This is a genomic window from Enterococcus sp. LJL90, from assembly GCF_056924355.1.
On the sequence record NZ_JBXPBQ010000001.1, the window covers coordinates 577,548 to 595,526 of the forward strand.

Below are 17,979 nucleotides of genomic sequence, written 5' to 3' on the forward strand. Positions count from 1 at the left end.
TTTTGACATAAGTCTGCTAGAGTTAGCTGTGATTGAATGGCTGAAGCGGCCAGCTATCTGAACATCCGAATGTCTTGAGGTCAATCGGATGTATAGAGCTGGCAGGTACTTTCAGCGTCACAGCTTTTTTGCTGCAAAAATTTGCTCGTAAACAAATTTTAATTTTAACACTTACCAAATAACAGCTTGCTTGACGGCAAATTTTGAGAATTTGAAAACTATTTAAAGAGATTTTTTAATGGAGGAAACAAATGAGAGTAAGACATCGGACGGGCGCTAGTGAAATGGTGGCCAACGCCCCGGAATTTGTGCCGGCTAATCCAACAGAATGGAAGGGCCGCTGGCATGAACGCTTTGGCAATGATCAGCCAATCCAGATTGAAATTGGTACCGGTAAGGGCCAATTTATTTATGGAATGGCTCAGGCGCATCCAGAAATCAATTATATTGGCATTGAAATGCAGGTCAGTGTTGTTTCGATTGCTTTGGATAAGCTTTTAGCCGAACCCTTGCCGAATTTGCAGCTGCTGCATGTCGATGGCTCCGCTTTGACGGAATATTTTGCTGACGGAGAAGTGGATCAGATTTATTTAAACTTCTCAGATCCTTGGCCAAAAAAACGCCATGAAAAGCGACGCCTGACCTTTAAGACCTTTCTAGCCGTAGATCAAGAAATTTTAAAATCCGGCGGGTCAATTCATTTTAAAACCGATAATCAAGGGCTCTTTGAATATTCCCTCGCCAGTTTTTCCCAATTTGGCATGATTATCGATCAAGTCTGGTTGGATTTGCATCAAAGTGATTTTGCTGACAATATTATGACCGAGTATGAAGAGAAATTTTCAAGTCGCGGTCAGCGGATATATCGCGTGGAAGCTCATTTTCCTGAAAAATAAGAATAAGGACCTGCTGTTGAGAAATTTTCTTAACAGCAGGTTTTTTTCGTGGCAAAAAATCTTTCCAGCGTATGTTTTATTGAGGTGAAGAAGATGGATGTCGCCAAATTTTCCGGCGAACTGATTCGCTTAGCCCAAGCGCAGGGTTGGCAGGATATTAGTTTCTATCCCGAGGAAAACCGCTACAAAATAATATATCGAAAAGCCAATCAAAGCACGTTGTTTAAAAAGGTTGCCTTTTCTGACGGTAGTAAAGTGATTAGCCGTTTTAAATATTTGGGGAAGATGGATGTCGGCGAAGAGCGGCGGGGCCAATTAGGTAGTTTCACTTATCAGCTGGAGGATTTTCGTCAACGTTTGCGTTTAACGACAATGGGAGATTACCGGCAACGGGAAAGTTTGGCAATCCGCCTGCTTTTCCGTAAAGGACATCAAGTTAGCCGGTATGCTCAAAAAGAACTGCCCCAGATACTGAAGCAGGCTATCTGTGAAAGAGGCTTATATCTTTTTTGCGGTCCGGTTGGCAGTGGCAAAACGACCTTGATGTATGAAATCGCTAGTAGCTTTAGCGGTCAGGTGATTACCATTGAAGACCCAGTAGAAATTGAGGAGCCTCGCTTTTTACAACTGCAAATCAATCAAAAAATCGATCAAGATTATGATGCTTTAATTGAACTATCTCTGCGGCATCACCCTGACTTACTGATTATCGGGGAAATCCGCAATCAAATAACAGCCCAAGCAGCTATTCGGGCTGCGCTGACGGGCCACTTTGTCTTTGCCACGCTTCATGCCCGCAGCCTGACCAATATTTCAACCAGAATGAATGAGCTGAGTGGAAATCCCTTTGACCTAAAGGAGTGTCTGCAGGGAATCAGCTACCAAGAAATGTACCTCCAGCAAGGAGAGCCGGCGGTTGTATGCGGCTATCAATTTTACAAACAGCAGCAAATAACGCTAGATTATCCTTTTGAAAAAGCACTTGCTGACTATCATAAGGAGTGGGGGAAATGAAAGCAAAGTCCCATAAGCGACAAAGACAAAAATTTGTGGCGCTGCTGGCGGATTTGTTGGCTCAGGGCTTTTCCATCAATGAAGCCCTCGCTTTTATGAAAAAGGGGGCTTTTTTTGAAAAGAGTTTTATTCAAGCGTTTCAAAAGCGACTGCGGCGGGGAACCGCGATTCATGAAATTTTTCGGCAAAATGGTTTTTCAGAGGAAATCGTCCTGCAAATTCGCCTCGCCAATAAATCGGGCACCTTGACCAGCACCTTTAAAAATATCGCCAACCAGCTGACTATGCTGGAGCAACAACAGCAAAAGCTGCGAAAAACATTAACCTATCCTAGTATTTTATTAAGTTTTTTACTGCTTATTCTGCTTGCCTTTCGACAAGTGATTTTACCTCAATTGAAGGATAGCGGTCTGGTTGCTAGTGAAGATTTTGCCATTCTTTTTTTGAATTATTTCCCCTTTGGATTGTTGGGTCTGCTGCTAGTGAGTTTGAGTATTTTTTTGGGAGTCCGCCGTTATTTTCAGAATAAGTCAGCCATAACAAAAGCAAAATTTATGGCTAAATTGCCCTTTGTTAAAAAATATTATCGCCTGTATATCACCAGTTTTTTTGCCTTGGAATGGGGCAAGCTTTTTCGTGATGGACTAGAAATGCGGCAAATTATCGATTGCATGAAAAGTGCTGAAGAAAAAAATCTGATGCAGGATTTAGCTGCCTTCTTGGAAAAGCAGATGAAAAAAGGTCAGGGCTATTTACTACCGCTTCAAACTCTGCCCTTTTTTACAGCTGAACTCAGTAGCATTTTGCAGCGGGGCAGCCTCAAGGGCAACCTAGGAGCTGAATTAATCGTCTATAGCGAGTGGCTGTGGCAAAAGTTTTTCCAAGACGTTGAAAAACTCTTTGTCTGGCTTCAACCCCTCATATATTTATTTGTTGCTGTCCTAATCATTATTTTTTACGCTGCATTATTACTGCCAATTTATGGCAATCTAGGAGGTGGAATGTTGTGAACCAAGTGAGGAAAATTAGTCAGTGGAATCAAGGTTTTACGCTAATAGAAATGCTCATTGTGATGTTTGTCATTGGCGTGTTAATTCTGCTTTTTGCACCGAATTTAAGTAATCATAGCAAAGATATAACAAGTCGTGGCGATGAAGCAATTGTTGAGGTGGTCAAGACGCAAATTGAATTGTACAAGCTGAATAATGACGGGGTGACTCCCAATGAGCAAGAGATGGTGCCGGATTATCTAACACAAAAGCAATGGGATAAATATCAAGAGGTGATCACAAAAGGTGGCGATAAATAAAGGGTTTACCTTGATTGAAAGTCTGATTGCACTAATCGTTGTCACGGCTTTTGTTCTCTTGCCCAGTTTGAGTTTGGCTGAATGGCAGCGAAATGTCGAAGAGAAGATTTTTTTCCAACGATTTGAACGATTGATAACCTCTACTCAGCAGGCGGCAATTACCCAAAATAGTCCAACGAAGATTACAGAAGATGTGGCCCAGGCGGAATTTTATTTTTGGCATAAAAATATGGACAAAGGCTCTTTGGAAGTCAAAAAGGTACTGACGATTCCTGATAGTGTTATACCAAAGGCTGGTGTCTCGACAAAAGGCATGCTGTTTAAGGAGGCGACTGGCAATAATACCGATATGTTGAAATTCTCCTTTCAACTTTCCGGACGGTCGACAGTGATAACCTATCAATTCCAACTAGGGAGCGGCAAATATGTTAAAAAAATCAGCTAATCAAGGCTACATCCTATTTGAGGCCCTCATTAGTTTACTGGTGATGGGGTTGATTATCTTTACTCTTTTGCCGCAAGTCGTTTTTTTATTTGAAAAAACGCAGACAATTAACCAATCGGTCGAACTTTATCAAGTTTTAGATAGCGAAACTGCTCGGAATTGCCGCTTAGAACAGGTGCCAACTGTCTTAGAAAAAGAGCAAGTTGTCTATCAGATTGCTAAACAAGGAAACCAAATTAAAGCTGAGGTGGAGGGCTATGGCCAAAAAATTGAAATTTTTCGAAAATTTTAATTCTAAAGGCTTTACCTTGTTGGAGTGTCTGATTGCTTTACTGATTACCAGCGGTATTTGCTGGCTATTTTCACTGCTAGTTGGTGTGAGTCAAGGGGTATCCCAACAGTTTCCCACCAATCATCAACAGGAGTTTTATACTTTTTTATTTCAGCTGGAGCAAGAGGCCGCTCCTCTGCAGACTCTGACTTTAAGCAATCATCAGCTATCTTTTTCAGATCCTTTACCGGGAAATTATGACAAAGACCCCAGCTTCACTATTTCTTACCGAAATGAGCGGATTGACAAAACAAAGAAAAACCAAGGCACACAACCACTGCTGACAAGCGTCAAGCAGTTGACAATGACGGTATTAGAAGGAGAAATCGAATTTAAGGTGTTGTTCCAAGATGGTAAAGAGAGCCAAGGCAGTTATGTACTTAAAAAATATCAGCAAGTCAGTTAATCACGGCGGTGTCTTCTTAAGCACGATGTTGCTAGCATTTCTTTTTTCCAGTTGCTTGCTGTGGTTAACTGCCGATTATCAGACCACAATAGCAGATTTTCAAAATATCCGCAGTTTTTATACAGCGAGAACCATGAAAGAACTTTTTTTGTATGAATATTATGAGGGAGTGGATTTTTCTGAAAATCCCGTGGTCTATAATTGTGGGACAGTCCAGTTTAAAGAGGGGCAACAATTGGAATTAACGGTTCGGGTAAAAAAATATCGCTATGATTTTAAAGAGGCTTTAAGAGATACAGATTTTATCAAAAATTAATACAGAAGCGAAGCGAGTTGCAGGAACTATTCGCTTCTTTTTTTGTGCGGAAATTCACAAAAAACCTTTTTAACAAAAGGATTGATTATTTCACAAATTTTGTCTAAAATTGTACAGGTAAACAAGGTGTTATAATCAAGAAATGAGGTCGTCATTTTGGAACTTGAAAAAATTGAAACGGCTTTTAATCAAATGGAGGCGGCAGTTAGCGCTTTGGCGGAAAATCTGGAGCTCAGTTTCCTCGAAGCCTATAGCGAAACGGTTGAAAATTTTAACGATAATTTTCAAGTTCGGGTGATTGATAACCAGCCTTCACCGGAAGTCGTGGCTATTTTAGAGACAGCTTATGCAAATCTTAAGAAACTGGATTTAAGCGCTGAGGAATGGCGGCAAGTTTTCCAACTGGTTTTATTAAAAGGCTTGCAAAAAGAACCGCTTCAGGCGAATCATCAACTGACGCCAGACAGCATTGGCTTTTTATTTGTCTTTTTAGTGCAGCAGCTCTTGCCCCAAGAAAATCTGCGACTGTTGGATATCGCCTCTGGTTTAGGCAATCTTTTATTAACCGTGGTGTCAAATCTTGAAACAGCAGGCAAAAAGATTACGGTTTTTGGTGTCGATATTGATGAAACGCTCTTAAGTGTAGCCGCTGCCAATACAGATTTTTTAAAAAAATCTGTCGCTTATTTCCATCAAGATGCACTGCAGGATTTACTAGTTGATCCCGTCGATGCTGTTTTTGGCGATTTGCCAATCGGCTATTATCCTAACGATCAAAAGGCGCAGGAATTTACTGTCGGTGTTAAAGAAGGTCATACCTTTGCCCATCATCTTTTGTTAGAGCAAAGCATGAAATATGTCAGAGAAGCTGGCTTTGGCCTGTTTTTATTACCGACCAACTTTTTAGAAACAGAACAAGGACCGCAGCTGAAAAATTGGCTGGCAAACGAGGTCTATCTGCAGGGCATGATTCAGTTGCCGGCAGACTTATTTACCAGTGCTAATTCCCGTAAGAGTATTGTTATTTTGCAAAAACGGGGAACAGGGGCCAAGCAAGCAGAAGTTTTACTGGCGAATCTTGGTTCACTAAAAAATGCTGAAAGCATGACCGAATTTATTGAGAAATTCAAAGACTGGGAGTCTTTAAATTTATAAACAACATAAGGAGAGTACAATGTCTAAAACAATCGCAATTAACGCTGGAAGTTCAAGTTTGAAATGGCAATTATACCAAATGCCAACTGAAGAAGTCGTCGCAAAAGGAATTGTTGAAAGAATTGGTTTAAACGATTCAATCTTTACTATCAAATACGGTGAAGGTGAAAAGTACGAAGAAATCACTGATATCAACGATCATGAAGTCGCAGTCAAAATGTTATTGGACAAATTAATCGAATTAAACATTTTAGGGGCCTACGATGAAATTACCGGAGTTGGCCATCGCGTGGTTCACGGGGGCGAAATGTACAGCGATTCTGTTGTGATTGATGATGAAGTCATTAAAAACATTCAAGAATTATCTGAATTTGCACCGTTGCACAATCCCGCTAACTTAATGGGAATTCAAGCCTTCAAGAAAATTTTGCCAGAAATTATTTCAGTGGCAGTGTTTGATACGGCTTTCCATGCAACTATGCCAAAACACAATTACCTATACAGCTTACCAATGGAATATTACAACGACTTTAAAGTCCGTAAATATGGTTTCCACGGAACTAGTCATCGCTATGTTTCTGAGCGGGCGGCTGAAATGTTAGGTAAACCAATCGAAGAACTAAAAATTATCACGGCTCACCTTGGTAATGGTGCTTCTATTACGGCTGTCGATGGCGGAAAATCTGTTGACACATCAATGGGCTTCACACCACTAGCTGGCGTAACGATGGGAACGCGTTCTGGTGATTTAGATCCAGCAATTTTACCTTACTTGATGAGCAAATTAAATATCGACATCAATGAAATGGTCGATGTCTTAAATAAAAAATCAGGTTTACTTGGTTTGACAGGCTTGTCTAGTGACATGCGTGATTTAGAAGCAAACATTGATAAAGAAGAAGTGCAAGTAGCTTATGATGTTTTCACTGACCGTATTCGTAAATATATCGGTGGCTATGTGACAACCATGAACGGCGTTGATGCGATTGTCTTCACTGCCGGTATCGGTGAAAATGATGCCCATGTTCGTGCAGAAGTAATCAATGGTATGAGCTGGTTTGGTGCTGAAATCGACCCTGAACAAAATGCTAAACGCGGCGAAGAATTAGTTATTTCAACGCCTGAATCAAAAGTGAAAGTGCTCTTGATTCCAACAGACGAAGAATTAATGATTGCCCGTGATGTTGAACGTTTAAGAAAATAATCATTAGAAATTTTAAGCTGAGGCCGACTTGTAATGAGCGGCTTCAGCTTTTTTGTTTGTCTTTAATTAAAAATCAGTCAAAATTGTTGCCTCTGCTTAGAAATTATGATAAAAATTTAGAAAACATTTATCAGGAGGCTGGCCGTGGAAAGAGAAATTTTGCAACAATTACCAAAAGTTGAGCTGCATTGTCATTTAGATGGGTCCTTAAGTCAAAAGCTGCTGCAAAAATTAGCCGAGCAAGCGGGCCTGCCGCAAGCTCTCGTAAAAGAAGCTGTGGTACCGGAAAACTGCGAGAGCTTAGCCGACTATCTTCGTTGCTTTGATGTTGTTTTGCCTCTTTTGCAGACGGCCGAAAATCTAACATTAGCAGCAATCGATGTCATTGAGCAAGCCGCTAGTGAAAATATTTGCTATTTAGAAATTCGTTTTGCACCGGAATTGCATCGGGAAAAAGGATTATCGCTAGCCGAGGTTATTACAGCAGTCGCTGCTGGAGTAAAACAGGGGGAGGCGCTGTTTGATATCCACGTCAATTTATTAATTTGTGGCATGCGTCATCATGAAACAGCGGTCAATCAAGCGGTGTTTCAAGCGGCGGCAGATAGCGTTAAAGAAAAAGTCGTCGGGGTGGATTTCGCTGGTGATGAGGCCAATTATCCGCCGGCGGAATTTGGTGATTTTTTAGCCTTTGCCAAACAGCATAATTTGCAGATTACCTTGCATGCCGGTGAATGCGGTTGTCCCCGCAACGTGGTGGAGAGTATTCAATTAGGTGCTAAAAGAATTGGTCACGGGGTGGCAATTAAAGATGATGTAGCAGCTCAGGATTTTTGTCGTGAACAACAGGTTTTAATCGAGCTATGTCCCACCAGTAATTTGCAGACCAAAGCGGTTGCCAGTATTGCCGAGTATCCTTTTCGGCAATTTTTTGACAGTGGTCTGCTTTGCTCCATCAACACCGACAACCGTGGTGTCTCCCAGACTAATTTGACGCAGGAATATCAATTTTTAGTCGAGCATTTCGCTTTAACGCAGGCTGAGATGCAGCAATTGAACCTGCAGGCCTTGACCCACAGCTTTGCCGCTGAAGCTGTGAAAAAAGAATTGGCTGAAAAAATTACCAAGGGCTATCAGGTATAATTTTTAATTGTCGCAATTAATTTTTTTAGATTAAAACTCCAGAATAAAAGAACTAGCTAAAATCTGTCCAAGGCCGATTTTAGCTAGTTCTTTATTTGTTAAAAATTATTTTTCTGTGTCTTCAGGTAGTTTATTGGCCAAATCAGTGCGGACAATTAAAACATCACAGGATGCAGTGCGGATAACATACTCAGAGACAGAGCCGATGAATAGCCTTTCCACGGCGTTTAAGCCGGTAGCACCTAGCATAATTAAATCGACAGCGTGGTCTTCTGGAATTTGCTTGGCAATAATCGGTTTTGGCGAACCGTATTCGATTACCGTTTCAACCTCAGTGATACCATTTTTATTGGCTTCATTTTTGTAATCCTGCAGGGTTTGTTTAGCCATTTCAGTGGCTTGCTCCGCCAATAATCCGTCAAAAGATGAAACAGTTTGGAAGGAACGGGTATCAATGACATGGGCCAATAATAATTTGGCCTGATTTCGTTTCGCTACGTTGACAGCCTTTTTGAAGGCTAGTTCGGCTTCTGACGATCCGTCGATGGCCACCATAATTTTACTATATTGCTGTAACATGGAATCACTCCTCTTCATTTTTATTTTCTGCGGTTGAGTTCTTGAAAAAATTTGCCAGATTACTGTTGACTAGAAAATTAGAAAAGCTAGACAGCTGGGCAAGCTCTAAAAATAACTCTCCTGACACTTCTATTTTAGACCAAATTGGCTTTTCCGACAATTGAAAGGGCATTAAAATTTACGGCTTGTCTTTGATTTTTTTTGAGAGGCTTAAACTAAAAATGCCAGAATAAAAAATTATCACAGCTAAGTAAAGGATTGCCCAAAATTTACTGTTTAAAAACCCAATAGCTAGACTGCCGGCCGCTAAAATAATAAAAATCAGACCGCTTTGTTTGAGAAAAGCCAAACTGGCACTGGAGTCGCCAATCAGCGCTAAAAAGCTACGGTTTTTTTTGATTAAAAAGAATGCCATCAATAATAAAAATGCGGCAACTATGCCTAATAAAATCAGAATCATGAAAGAGCCTCGCTAAATTTTTTTGAGAAATAGAAAAAGCAACTTGCCGAAGCAAATTGCTTTATTCTTAGGTTAGATCCGTCGATGCCGTTGTTCATCCTGTAGTATTGATCCCGCAATCTAAGCAGGTGGGTTCCACGGTCTAGGTCTCGAACTACCAAAAGAGAAGGCATGTTACCAACTTCGACACAAGAAGGATCCCGAAATATCAATAAAAATGTTCGGTCAACACACAAAAAGGATAATTCGAACATCACAGATTTCCTATCTATGGATATATAGTAGCATAGGAAAATTAAAAGTGCAATCAAACTGTTTAGATTTTTTGAAGCGCTTTATCATTATTTTTTGCCGGTCTTTTTCCAATTTTGAATACGCTGGTATTGTTGACCTAGCGCTTGTTCATATTTGCCGGTGCTCTTTGGTTGGTAGTACTGTGCCTGTCTGAATTGTTCTGGTAAGTATTCTTGATCGACCCACGCATTTTCAAAATTGTGGGGATATTGGTAATCAATGCCCCGCCCTAAGCTTTTAGCGCCTTTGTAATGGCTGTCTCTTAAATGGTCGGGGACATCGCCGGCGCCATTTTCTCGAATGTCACCGATGGCGGCGTCTAAAGCAACATAGGCTGAATTTGATTTTGGTGACAAGCATAAATCAACTACGGTATCCGCAAGTGGAATGCGGGCTTCCGGCAGGCCCAGTCGTTCGGCTGCTAAGACAGCGTTGACGGTGCGGGCCGCAGCGGCAGGATTGGCGAGTCCGATATCTTCGTAACCAATTACCATCAAGCGGCGACAGATAATCGGCAGGTCGCCGGCTTCCACCAGCCGGCCTAGATAATGTAAAGCAGCATCGACATCGCTGCCGCGAATGGATTTTTGAAAGGCGGAAATCACATCATAATGGGCATCGCCATCTTTATCGTGGGTTAGAGCTTTTCTTTGTAGGCATTCTTCAATAATTTCTAAGGTCAAATGAATCATGCCATCCTCAGATTTCGGTGTCGAACGGGTCGCCAGTTCTAGGGCATTTAATGAACTGCGCAAATCGCCATTGGTGCCTCTTGATAGATGGAGCAGGGCATTTTCATCCAGCTCAACTGGATACTCCCCCAGACCCCGTTCTTTATCTGCCAAGGCTAGGCGGATGGCTTTTTGAATATCGTCTTCTTGAAGTGGTTTAACTTCAAAAATCTGCGTCCGGCTGCGAATCGCCGGATTAATTGTAATATAAGGATTTTCGGTGGTGGCGCCGATTAAAATAATGCGACCACTCTCTAAATGGGGCAGCAAAAAATCTTGTTTGGTTTTATCTAAGCGATGGACTTCATCCAATAATAAAATGACGGTGCCGCTCATGCGGGCTTCTTCAGCGACAATCTGCAAATCTTTTTTGGTATCTGTTGCAGCATTTAAAATGCGAAAGGCATATTGTGTCGAGCCGGCAATCGCACTGGCGATACTAGTTTTTCCAGTGCCGGGGGGACCGTATAAAATCATCGAAGAAAGCATTTCGGCCTCCACCATGCGGCGAATAATTTTCCCGGGTCCAACCAAGTGCTGCTGACCGACCACTTCATCTAAATTGCGGGGCCGCATGCGATAGGCAAGGGGCTGTTGCATAAGTATTCCTCCTGACGTGTTGCTAAAACCAGTATAGCACGCCCAAGCTTTTTGTTCATGAATGCTTCATTGAAATTAACGTAAAAAGAATCAGCGGAATAAATGGCAACCCCGGCTGCTTTTGTGTATGATAGAAAGGGTGAGACAGATGAGGATAACAGCAGATTTTTTTCAAGGAAGCACAGAGGAAATTGCCCAAAAATTATTGGGTCAATATCTGGTACACGAAACGCCCCAAGGAATTTTAGCGGGCTACTTAGTCGATGTGGAGGCTTATTTGGGACCGGATGACCAAGCGGCCCACAGCTTTGGTATGCGACAAACGCCAAGAGTCCAGGCGATGTATCAAGCCGCCGGTAGCATCTATTTATATACGATGCACACCCATTTAATTTTAAATATCATTACTCAAGCGGAGGGAATTCCCCAAGGGGTCATGATTCGGGGGTTGCAGCCAGTGGTCGGACTACCGCTGATGATTGAAAAGCGCCACGGTGTCAATGGTCCGGATTTAACTAATGGTCCGGGAAAATTAGTGCAGGCGCTAGGCATTCAGAAGGAATTATACGGTAAAAATTTATTTACCAGTTCCCTGTATTTAGATGCTGAAAAACAAAAAATTCCTAAAGAGATTATTTCTTTACCCCGGATTGGGATACCAAATAAAGGGATTTGGACCGAGCTGCCCTTGCGCTATGTAGTCAAAGGCAATCCTTATATTACGAAACAAAAGAAAAGCGAAGTCGCTGAAGATTTTGGCTGGAGGAAAGAAACATGAAAAAAGATTTTTTACATTATTTAGATGAACGGTTGGAAACAATTAGCGATTACGAAGTCGCTTTAGATTGGGATACTAAAAATCATACGATTGAGATTTTGTTCCGCTTATATGCTGAAAATACTGAGGGTCAGGCAATTGATGATGCCGATGGAGTCGTTTCAGAAGAAGAGGTCATTGAATTTGAAGATGGCATTTTATTATTTAATCCTGAGAAAAGCCGCTATCAAGCAGAGGATTATCTGAAAGCTTTTCCCTATGAAGGCAAAAAAGGCTTGAGTATTGCCTTTTTAAACGGCCTAGTGGATTATCTGCAAATTATTTTAGATGAGGGGCAAGGCGAACTGCTCGACTTTTTAGCTGGTGAAGCAGAGGTCTTTGAGCTGCACTGGAATGAACAGGCTTTTTCTGAGGAAGTTGAAAAATATGCCAAAGAATTGGCAACCTTCCTGCCGTATCCAAGTTACTAAAAACTGCGAGGAGCAAAATTATGAAGTGGAATGAAGTCAAAGTTGAAACCGCTAGTGAAGCGGTGGAAGCAATTTCAAATATTATGATGGAGGCCGGTGCCAGTGGAGTAGCGATTGAGGATGCTCTCGATGCCGATTTTTATCAAGGAGATCCCTACGGCGAAATTGTTGAACGGGAAAATTTCACGGATTTGACGGAGGGGGCGCTGGTAATGGCCTATTTTCCTGAGACAACCTTTTTACCGGAAATTCTGCCGTTTATTAAAGACAGCATCGAAAAATTACCCGAATTTGGTTTGGCAATCGGAAAAAATGTACTTTCCGTCAATGAGGTGGCCGAAAGTGATTGGGCGACTGCTTGGAAAAAGTATTATCATCCAGTCCGCATTAGCCGCTATTTGACGATTGTTCCCAGCTGGGAGCAATATCAAGCCAGCCATCCTGAGGAAAAAATTATTACCTTGGATCCTGGCATGGCCTTTGGCACAGGAACGCATCCGACAACTCGTCTGACTCTAGAAGCGTTAGAAACGGTTTTAAGAGGCGGCGAAATGGTGTTAGATGTTGGCACTGGCTCAGGGGTTTTAAGTATTGCTAGTAAATATTTAGGGGCAGAAAAAGTTTACGCCTATGATTTGGATGAGGTGGCAGTTCGAGCGGCTCAAGAAAATATGGACATGAATCCAATCGCTGTTGATGTCAAAGTATCTGCCAATGATTTATTAAAAGATGTTGAAATTTCAGCAGATGTTATTGTGGCTAATATTTTGGCGGACATTATCGTCTTGATGCTGCCGGATGCTTTTCGTTTATTGAAGCCTAGTGGTACCTTGATTATTTCTGGCATCATTGAAGATAAAAAAGCGTTGATTTTTGCTGCTTTAGCAGAGGTGGGCTTTGTCGTCGATCAAGTCTTCCAGCAAAAAGATTGGTACGCTATGATTATTAAAAAGACTGAGGATTAGAGTATGCAGCGTTATTTTGTAGAAGCAACCTATCAACCAACCGTAAGTTTAACCGGTGAGGCCTATCATCATATTGTCCACGTGATGCGGATGAAGTCACCAGAGAAAATTTTTGTGGTCTTCAGTGACGGTATCAGTGTGGTAGCCGAAATTGTCGAGATAACTGAAAATCAAGTGCTGGCAAAAGAATTATATAAAGAAGAACAGGCTAAAGAACTGCCAATTGACATTACGATTGCCAGTGGCTATCCAAAAGGCGATAAGCTGGAATGGATTGTCCAAAAGGGCACGGAGTTGGGGGCAGCGCAGTTTATCGGCTTTCCAGCGAAGGCTTCGGTGGTCAAATGGGACGAAAAAAAAATCGTTAAAAAGCAGCAGCGGCTGACTAAAATTGCCCAAGAAGCAGCAGAACAAGCACAGCGGCAAATCGTCCCTGAGATTCAGCTGTTTTCAAAAGCGGAGGACATTTTTAAGCGTTTAGGTGACTATGATTTGATTTTGATCGCCTATGAAGAAAGCGCCAAAAAGGGGGAGCAAAGTCATTTAGTTCAGGCTTTTCAACAAGCTGTGGCTGGCCAAAAGGTGCTGGCCATCTTTGGACCAGAAGGCGGCTTGGCACCCGCGGAAATTGAAAAATTTACCGCGGCCGGCGGAATTCTTTGCGGCTTAGGCCCCCGGATATTACGCACGGAAACAGCGCCGCTTTATCTACTGAGCGCTGCCAGCTTTTATTTTGAATTGAAAGGGGAGTAAAGATGGATTTAGCTGATTTTATCACGGTGCGTTTATTGGATGCTGTCCAAACTGACCAGCAGCTGGTGGAAAGACTGCTGTATTTGGAGCGAACCCCTTTGAAAAAAATTTTGGTGTTGCCTTGGCAGGTTAATCGGGCGGCGCAGCTTTTAACCGGCTCGGGGATTGCTGTTGGGGCGGTCGTTGATTATCCGTTAGCGCAAGGGACCGATGCCAAAGTCTCCTTTGAAATTGCGGATAGCTTTCAAAAAGGGGCTGACTTTGTCGAAGTCAGCTTAAATCCAACTGGCCTGTTAAATCCTTTTAATCGGGTTTCTGAGTATCTGAAGGAACTGACAGACTTAGCTGCTGGCTGGGGGGATATTTTATTTCAAATTGACAGCCAGCAATATCAGGTCGAGGAAAAAATTACGCTGATGGAATTTATCAGAGAACACCATCAGTATCATTTTTCTTTGGGAAAAGGCTTAGAAACTGAAGAGGCCAATCTGGATGCCAATATTTGGAATTTAAGCGCCAATGCGGCCCTGCATCTGCAGGTTAATTTGGAAAATCCGACTACCGGGCAAATTAAAATGATGCTTCATAATGGTGTCAATCATATCGGTGTCAATCACTTTGACAAAATTGATTTACAAGAAGCGATTACCTTTGAAGAAGAGTTAGATTAAGAAGTTATCATGAATCTTCTGCTTTAGCCGGGGATTCTTGAAAAAAAGACAGAAAGTTTGTATAATGTTTGCTAGTGAAGTGAGGCTGTGACATAAGTCATTTACCAAAATTCCGAACTTTAATTATTTTGCAACGGTGGTTTTAAGAGCTGTTGCGATAAAAGTTTTTTTCTCAGGTAGTTTAAGAGGAAATTGTTCGGAAATATTGGTTCAGTAGATGCTTATGTCACAGCCCCACTTTTAATTTTATCAAGGGGGAATCACGATGCCAAAAGAAGAAATTATGACGGGGCCTGGCGTTGTTAAATTAGTAGCCAGCTACATGTCTGATGAGCATGTGGCCTTTATTCAAAAGGCGTGTGATTATGCGACCAAGGCCCATGAAGGTCAGATTCGCAAATCAGGTGAGCCCTATATTATTCATCCGATTCAAGTCGCCGGCTTATTGGCGGAATTACATATGGATCCTCATACCGTAGCCACGGGTTTTTTGCATGACGTGGTGGAGGACACCGAGGTTACTCTAGAGGATTTAACCGAAGAATTCGGCGCCGATGTGGCTATGCTAGTCGATGGCGTGACTAAACTCGGTAAAATAAAATACAAATCCCACGAAGAGCAGCTGGCGGAAAATCACCGGAAAATGCTGATGGCAATGGCCCAAGATTTGCGGGTTATCATGGTGAAACTAGCTGACCGTCTGCATAATATGCGGACTTTGAAACATTTGCGGGAAGATAAACAGCGGCGCATTGCCCAAGAAACTTTAGAAATTTACGCGCCTCTAGCTCACCGTTTGGGGATTAGCACCATCAAATGGGAACTAGAGGATACCGCTTTACGCTATTTAAATCCTAAGCAGTATTATCGAATTGTTAATTTGATGCAATCGAAACGGGAAGAGCGGGAAGCCTATGTTGCTGATACTGTGGAAGAAATCCGCAAAGCGACAGAGGAATTGGAAATTTACGGCCAGATTTACGGCCGTCCCAAACATATTTATTCGATTTACCGCAAGATGAAGGACCAGAAGAAACAATTTGATGAAATTTATGACCTATTAGCTATTCGGGTGATTGTCGATTCGATTAAGAGCTGTTACGCCGTCTTAGGAGCGATTCATACCCAATGGACGCCGATGCCCGGCCGCTTTAAAGATTATATTGCGATGCCGAAAGCCAACATGTATCAATCCCTGCACACGACGGTTATCGGTCCTAAAGGCAATCCGATTGAAATTCAAATTCGGACGCAGGAAATGCACGAAATTGCCGAATTCGGGGTCGCCGCTCACTGGGCTTATAAAGAAGGTAAGACTGACCAAGTTGAGCCGGATAATATGTCTAAGCAATTGAGCTGGTTCCATGAATTAATTGAGCTGCAGGATGAAAGCTATGACGCCTCTGACTTTATGGAGGGAGTTAAAGGAGACATCTTCAGTGATAAGGTCTATGTCTTTACACCAAAAGGCGATGTTACCGAGCTGCCGAAAGGCTCGGGTCCGTTGGATTTTGCCTACAGCATTCATACGGATGTCGGTAATAAAACAACCGGTGCCAAGGTTAATGGCAAAATGGTTCAGCTGGATTATAAATTGAAAAATGGCGACATCATTGAAATTTTAACTTCACCGAATTCCTTTGGCCCAAGCCGTGACTGGATGAAAATGGTGGCCACTAGCAAGGCCAAAAATAAGATTAAACGCTTCTTTAAAACCCAAGATAGGGAAGAAAATATTACCAAAGGCCACGATGCGGTCTATCGTTGCCTGAATGATTTAGGCTTCCAGCCAAAAGATTTTCTCTCGAAGGCCAAAATGTCGGAGGCCTTGGAACGCTTTAATTTCCAAAGTGAAGATGATTTATATGCCGCTGTCGGCTATGGTGAAGTCAGTGCCATGACCTTGACCAATCGCCTGACGGAAAAAGAGCGGCGGGAAAAGGAAAAAGAAAAACAACGGCAAGAGGTTGAAGAGTTAATCAATCAGCCAACTAAAAAAGAACCGGAAAAAATGAAGGTTCGTCACGAAGGCGGGATTGTTATTCAAGGGGTGGAAAATCTCTTGATTCGTATCAGCCGCTGCTGTAATCCCGTTCCCGGCGATGAAATTGTCGGCTATATCACCAAAGGTCGCGGCATTTCGATTCATCGAGCGGATTGTTCCAATGTGAAAAGCAAAGACGATTTTGTCGAACGACTAATTGAAGTTGAGTGGGAAGATACTAGTAATCTTACTAAAGATTATGATGCTGATTTAGAAATTTACGGCTACAACCGGGATGGTCTGTTAAACGATGTCTTACAAACCGTCAGCTCAATGACGAAAAAATTAGTCAGCGTCGAAGCGAAGCCGACTAAAGATAAGATGGCGATTATCCATTTGACGATTGCCATTCAAAATCTGAGTCATCTGAAATCAATTGTCGATAAAATTAAAACCGTACCAGATGTGTACAGCGTGCGCCGGACGAACGGCTAAAATCAGTAGGTATCACAACAGTACTGTGACATAAGAATTTAACAGTCGAAATTTGCAAACTTTATTATAGCTATTTAGGACTACCTGAGTCTGTAGGCTTATTGCGTTAGGATTCCTGTCTATCAGCAGAGGCTCAAACACAAATGTCTGATAGTAATCAGCCTTTAAAGCTGAGGGCTTGCAAATTTCCCGCCTGTTTTAACTTATGTCGCAGTTTTTTTATTAGGAAAAAATAAAAAAGCAGGTGAAAAGATGAAGGCAGTAATTCAAAGAGTTAGTCAAGCTAAGGTGGAAATCCAGCAACAGATGGTCGGCGAAATTCAACAGGGTTTGCTGGTTTTATTGGGAATTCATGAAGAGGATACGAAGGATGACGTGGGCTATCTGTTAAGAAAAATCAGCCAGTTGCGAATTTTTTCTGATGATCAGGGCAAGTTAAATCTCAGTATTCAAGATATTGGCGGAGCTGTCTTGAGCATTTCGCAATTTACGTTGTATGGAGATACGAAAAAAGGCAATCGACCTAGCTTTGTCAAAGCGGCCCGGTCAGAGCTGGCGATTCCGCTATACGAAGCGTTTAATCAGGGACTGCGGGAGCTTGGCATTCCAGTAGCAACTGGTGAATTTGGCGCTGATATGCAGGTCAGCCTGACCAATGATGGTCCTGTTACAATCATTATTGACACGAGGGAAAAATAATTTTTTCGTGTATTTCTAAAATAGTTTTGAAACTATGGTTGAAAAAATGGTCGGCATAAATTTATTTATTTTTGAAAATTTTGCAGAAGTCCTATTGAATAAAAGAAATTCTTTTTTTATTTGCCTGTGGGAGCTGTTATTTTTATTTTCTTTATTTCCCTAGTTACTTTCCTTCATGAAAATAATGGTTTTCTCTGTGAAGAAAGAGCCTTTTTAAAGTCTGTTATTAATTATCTATGAATGTTGTTTGATTGATTAATTGTAAAGAAAAAAATCACTTT

General features: G+C 41.8%; 21 protein-coding genes and 1 other RNA gene. 18 read left to right on the forward strand and 4 right to left on the reverse strand.

Going from position 1 to position 17,979, the window contains the following annotated elements; translation table 11 throughout:
• The first annotated feature begins 251 nt into the window (after positions 1–251).
• From trmB to add, 11 genes are all read left to right on the forward strand, one after another.
• The gene (trmB, locus tag AC1Z3S_RS02570; RefSeq protein ID WP_461739048.1) at positions 252–896 is read left to right on the forward strand and encodes a tRNA (guanosine(46)-N7)-methyltransferase TrmB; all 645 of its coding nucleotides are present in this window, start codon (positions 252–254) and stop codon (positions 894–896) included.
• A 48-nt stretch (positions 897–944) separates the two neighbouring features.
• Positions 945–1,910: a competence type IV pilus ATPase ComGA gene (gene comGA, locus AC1Z3S_RS02575; RefSeq protein ID WP_461739049.1), complete on the forward strand. Its 966-nt coding sequence runs from the start codon at positions 945–947 to the stop codon at positions 1,908–1,910.
• Complete coding sequence (comGB, locus tag AC1Z3S_RS02580; protein ID WP_461739050.1) at positions 1,907–2,920, forward strand: competence type IV pilus assembly protein ComGB; 1,014 nt, start codon at positions 1,907–1,909, stop codon at positions 2,918–2,920. Before comGA ends, comGB begins: the two co-directional genes overlap by 4 nt.
• Positions 2,917–3,219: a competence type IV pilus major pilin ComGC gene (gene comGC, locus AC1Z3S_RS02585; protein WP_461739051.1), complete on the forward strand. Its 303-nt coding sequence runs from the start codon at positions 2,917–2,919 to the stop codon at positions 3,217–3,219. Before comGB ends, comGC begins: the two co-directional genes overlap by 4 nt.
• Positions 3,206–3,664 carry a competence type IV pilus minor pilin ComGD gene (gene comGD, locus AC1Z3S_RS02590; protein ID WP_461739052.1) on the forward strand — a complete coding sequence of 153 codons (459 nt, stop codon included), beginning with the start codon at positions 3,206–3,208 and terminating at the stop codon, positions 3,662–3,664. Before comGC ends, comGD begins: the two co-directional genes overlap by 14 nt.
• Entirely contained in the window at positions 3,645–3,956 is a 312-nt protein-coding gene (locus AC1Z3S_RS02595) for a hypothetical protein (RefSeq protein WP_461739053.1), read from the forward strand. The genes comGD and AC1Z3S_RS02595 overlap by 20 nt, the downstream gene beginning before the upstream one ends.
• On the forward strand, positions 3,922–4,401 hold the full coding sequence (comGF, locus tag AC1Z3S_RS02600; protein WP_461739054.1) for a competence type IV pilus minor pilin ComGF: 480 nt from the start codon (positions 3,922–3,924) through the stop codon (positions 4,399–4,401). Before AC1Z3S_RS02595 ends, comGF begins: the two co-directional genes overlap by 35 nt.
• Positions 4,370–4,717 carry a competence type IV pilus minor pilin ComGG gene (gene comGG / locus AC1Z3S_RS02605; protein ID WP_461739055.1) on the forward strand — a complete coding sequence of 116 codons (348 nt, stop codon included), beginning with the start codon at positions 4,370–4,372 and terminating at the stop codon, positions 4,715–4,717. Before comGF ends, comGG begins: the two co-directional genes overlap by 32 nt.
• 156 nt (positions 4,718–4,873) lie before the next feature.
• Entirely contained in the window at positions 4,874–5,872 is a 999-nt protein-coding gene (locus tag AC1Z3S_RS02610; protein ID WP_461739056.1) for a class I SAM-dependent methyltransferase, read from the forward strand.
• Positions 5,873–5,891: 19 nt separating this feature from the next.
• Positions 5,892–7,076, forward strand: a complete 1,185-nt coding sequence (locus AC1Z3S_RS02615) for an acetate/propionate family kinase (RefSeq protein ID WP_461739057.1) — start codon at positions 5,892–5,894, stop codon at positions 7,074–7,076.
• 144 nt (positions 7,077–7,220) lie between these two features.
• On the forward strand, positions 7,221–8,219 hold the full coding sequence (gene add, locus AC1Z3S_RS02620) for an adenosine deaminase (protein WP_461739058.1): 999 nt from the start codon (positions 7,221–7,223) through the stop codon (positions 8,217–8,219).
• Positions 8,220–8,324: 105 nt separating this feature from the next.
• Here add and AC1Z3S_RS02625 read toward each other — a convergent pair whose 3' ends face one another.
• The 4 genes from AC1Z3S_RS02625 to AC1Z3S_RS02640 all read right to left on the reverse strand — a co-directional run bounded on the left by AC1Z3S_RS02625 (position 8,325) and on the right by AC1Z3S_RS02640 (position 10,883).
• Entirely contained in the window at positions 8,325–8,798 is a 474-nt protein-coding gene (locus tag AC1Z3S_RS02625; protein WP_461737002.1) for a universal stress protein, read from the reverse strand.
• Between the two features lie 178 nt (positions 8,799–8,976).
• Positions 8,977–9,258, reverse strand: coding sequence for a hypothetical protein (locus tag AC1Z3S_RS02630; RefSeq protein ID WP_461739059.1), 282 nt, complete (start codon positions 9,256–9,258; stop codon positions 8,977–8,979).
• A gap of 71 nt (positions 9,259–9,329) precedes the next feature.
• Positions 9,330–9,523, reverse strand: a non-coding RNA gene (gene ssrS / locus AC1Z3S_RS02635) — 6S RNA.
• Between the two features lie 76 nt (positions 9,524–9,599).
• Entirely contained in the window at positions 9,600–10,883 is a 1,284-nt protein-coding gene (locus tag AC1Z3S_RS02640) for a replication-associated recombination protein A (RefSeq protein ID WP_461739060.1), read from the reverse strand.
• Between the two features lie 148 nt (positions 10,884–11,031).
• Between AC1Z3S_RS02640 and AC1Z3S_RS02645 the strand changes: the two genes are divergently transcribed.
• From AC1Z3S_RS02645 to dtd, 7 genes are all read left to right on the forward strand, one after another.
• A complete protein-coding gene (locus AC1Z3S_RS02645) occupies positions 11,032–11,661 on the forward strand; it encodes a DNA-3-methyladenine glycosylase (protein WP_461739061.1) in 630 nt (209 codons plus the stop codon).
• Complete coding sequence (locus tag AC1Z3S_RS02650; protein WP_461739062.1) at positions 11,658–12,131, forward strand: DUF3013 family protein; 474 nt, start codon at positions 11,658–11,660, stop codon at positions 12,129–12,131. Before AC1Z3S_RS02645 ends, AC1Z3S_RS02650 begins: the two co-directional genes overlap by 4 nt.
• A 20-nt stretch (positions 12,132–12,151) precedes the next feature.
• Positions 12,152–13,096 carry a 50S ribosomal protein L11 methyltransferase gene (gene prmA / locus AC1Z3S_RS02655; protein ID WP_461739063.1) on the forward strand — a complete coding sequence of 315 codons (945 nt, stop codon included), beginning with the start codon at positions 12,152–12,154 and terminating at the stop codon, positions 13,094–13,096.
• A 3-nt stretch (positions 13,097–13,099) separates the two neighbouring features.
• Positions 13,100–13,849, forward strand: coding sequence for a 16S rRNA (uracil(1498)-N(3))-methyltransferase (locus AC1Z3S_RS02660; protein ID WP_461739064.1), 750 nt, complete (start codon positions 13,100–13,102; stop codon positions 13,847–13,849).
• 2 nt (positions 13,850–13,851) lie between these two features.
• A complete protein-coding gene (locus tag AC1Z3S_RS02665) occupies positions 13,852–14,520 on the forward strand; it encodes a hypothetical protein (protein ID WP_461736995.1) in 669 nt (222 codons plus the stop codon).
• A gap of 265 nt (positions 14,521–14,785) precedes the next feature.
• On the forward strand, positions 14,786–16,999 hold the full coding sequence (locus AC1Z3S_RS02670) for a RelA/SpoT family protein (protein WP_265456241.1): 2,214 nt from the start codon (positions 14,786–14,788) through the stop codon (positions 16,997–16,999).
• Positions 17,000–17,251: 252 nt separating this feature from the next.
• Positions 17,252–17,698 carry a D-aminoacyl-tRNA deacylase gene (dtd, locus tag AC1Z3S_RS02675; protein WP_461739065.1) on the forward strand — a complete coding sequence of 149 codons (447 nt, stop codon included), beginning with the start codon at positions 17,252–17,254 and terminating at the stop codon, positions 17,696–17,698.
• Positions 17,699–17,979 lie beyond the last annotated feature (281 nt).

Coding starts and splice junctions, on each gene's coding strand:
- AC1Z3S_RS02665 (WP_461736995.1), top strand. CDS start 13,852: ATGGATTTAGCTGATTTTATCACGGTGCGTTTATTGGATGCTGTCCAA.
- AC1Z3S_RS02615 (WP_461739057.1), top strand. CDS start 5,892: ATGTCTAAAACAATCGCAATTAACGCTGGAAGTTCAAGTTTGAAATGG.
- AC1Z3S_RS02670 (WP_265456241.1), top strand. CDS start 14,786: ATGCCAAAAGAAGAAATTATGACGGGGCCTGGCGTTGTTAAATTAGTA.
- prmA (WP_461739063.1), top strand. CDS start 12,152: ATGAAGTGGAATGAAGTCAAAGTTGAAACCGCTAGTGAAGCGGTGGAA.
- AC1Z3S_RS02650 (WP_461739062.1), top strand. CDS start 11,658: ATGAAAAAAGATTTTTTACATTATTTAGATGAACGGTTGGAAACAATT.
- AC1Z3S_RS02625 (WP_461737002.1), bottom strand. CDS start 8,798: ATGTTACAGCAATATAGTAAAATTATGGTGGCCATCGACGGATCGTCA.
- comGF (WP_461739054.1), top strand. CDS start 3,922: ATGGCCAAAAAATTGAAATTTTTCGAAAATTTTAATTCTAAAGGCTTT.
- AC1Z3S_RS02630 (WP_461739059.1), bottom strand. CDS start 9,258: ATGATTCTGATTTTATTAGGCATAGTTGCCGCATTTTTATTATTGATG.
- AC1Z3S_RS02645 (WP_461739061.1), top strand. CDS start 11,032: ATGAGGATAACAGCAGATTTTTTTCAAGGAAGCACAGAGGAAATTGCC.
- comGG (WP_461739055.1), top strand. CDS start 4,370: ATGTACTTAAAAAATATCAGCAAGTCAGTTAATCACGGCGGTGTCTTC.
- AC1Z3S_RS02660 (WP_461739064.1), top strand. CDS start 13,100: ATGCAGCGTTATTTTGTAGAAGCAACCTATCAACCAACCGTAAGTTTA.
- dtd (WP_461739065.1), top strand. CDS start 17,252: ATGAAGGCAGTAATTCAAAGAGTTAGTCAAGCTAAGGTGGAAATCCAG.
- AC1Z3S_RS02595 (WP_461739053.1), top strand. CDS start 3,645: ATGTTAAAAAAATCAGCTAATCAAGGCTACATCCTATTTGAGGCCCTC.
- trmB (WP_461739048.1), top strand. CDS start 252: ATGAGAGTAAGACATCGGACGGGCGCTAGTGAAATGGTGGCCAACGCC.
- AC1Z3S_RS02640 (WP_461739060.1), bottom strand. CDS start 10,883: ATGCAACAGCCCCTTGCCTATCGCATGCGGCCCCGCAATTTAGATGAA.
- comGB (WP_461739050.1), top strand. CDS start 1,907: ATGAAAGCAAAGTCCCATAAGCGACAAAGACAAAAATTTGTGGCGCTG.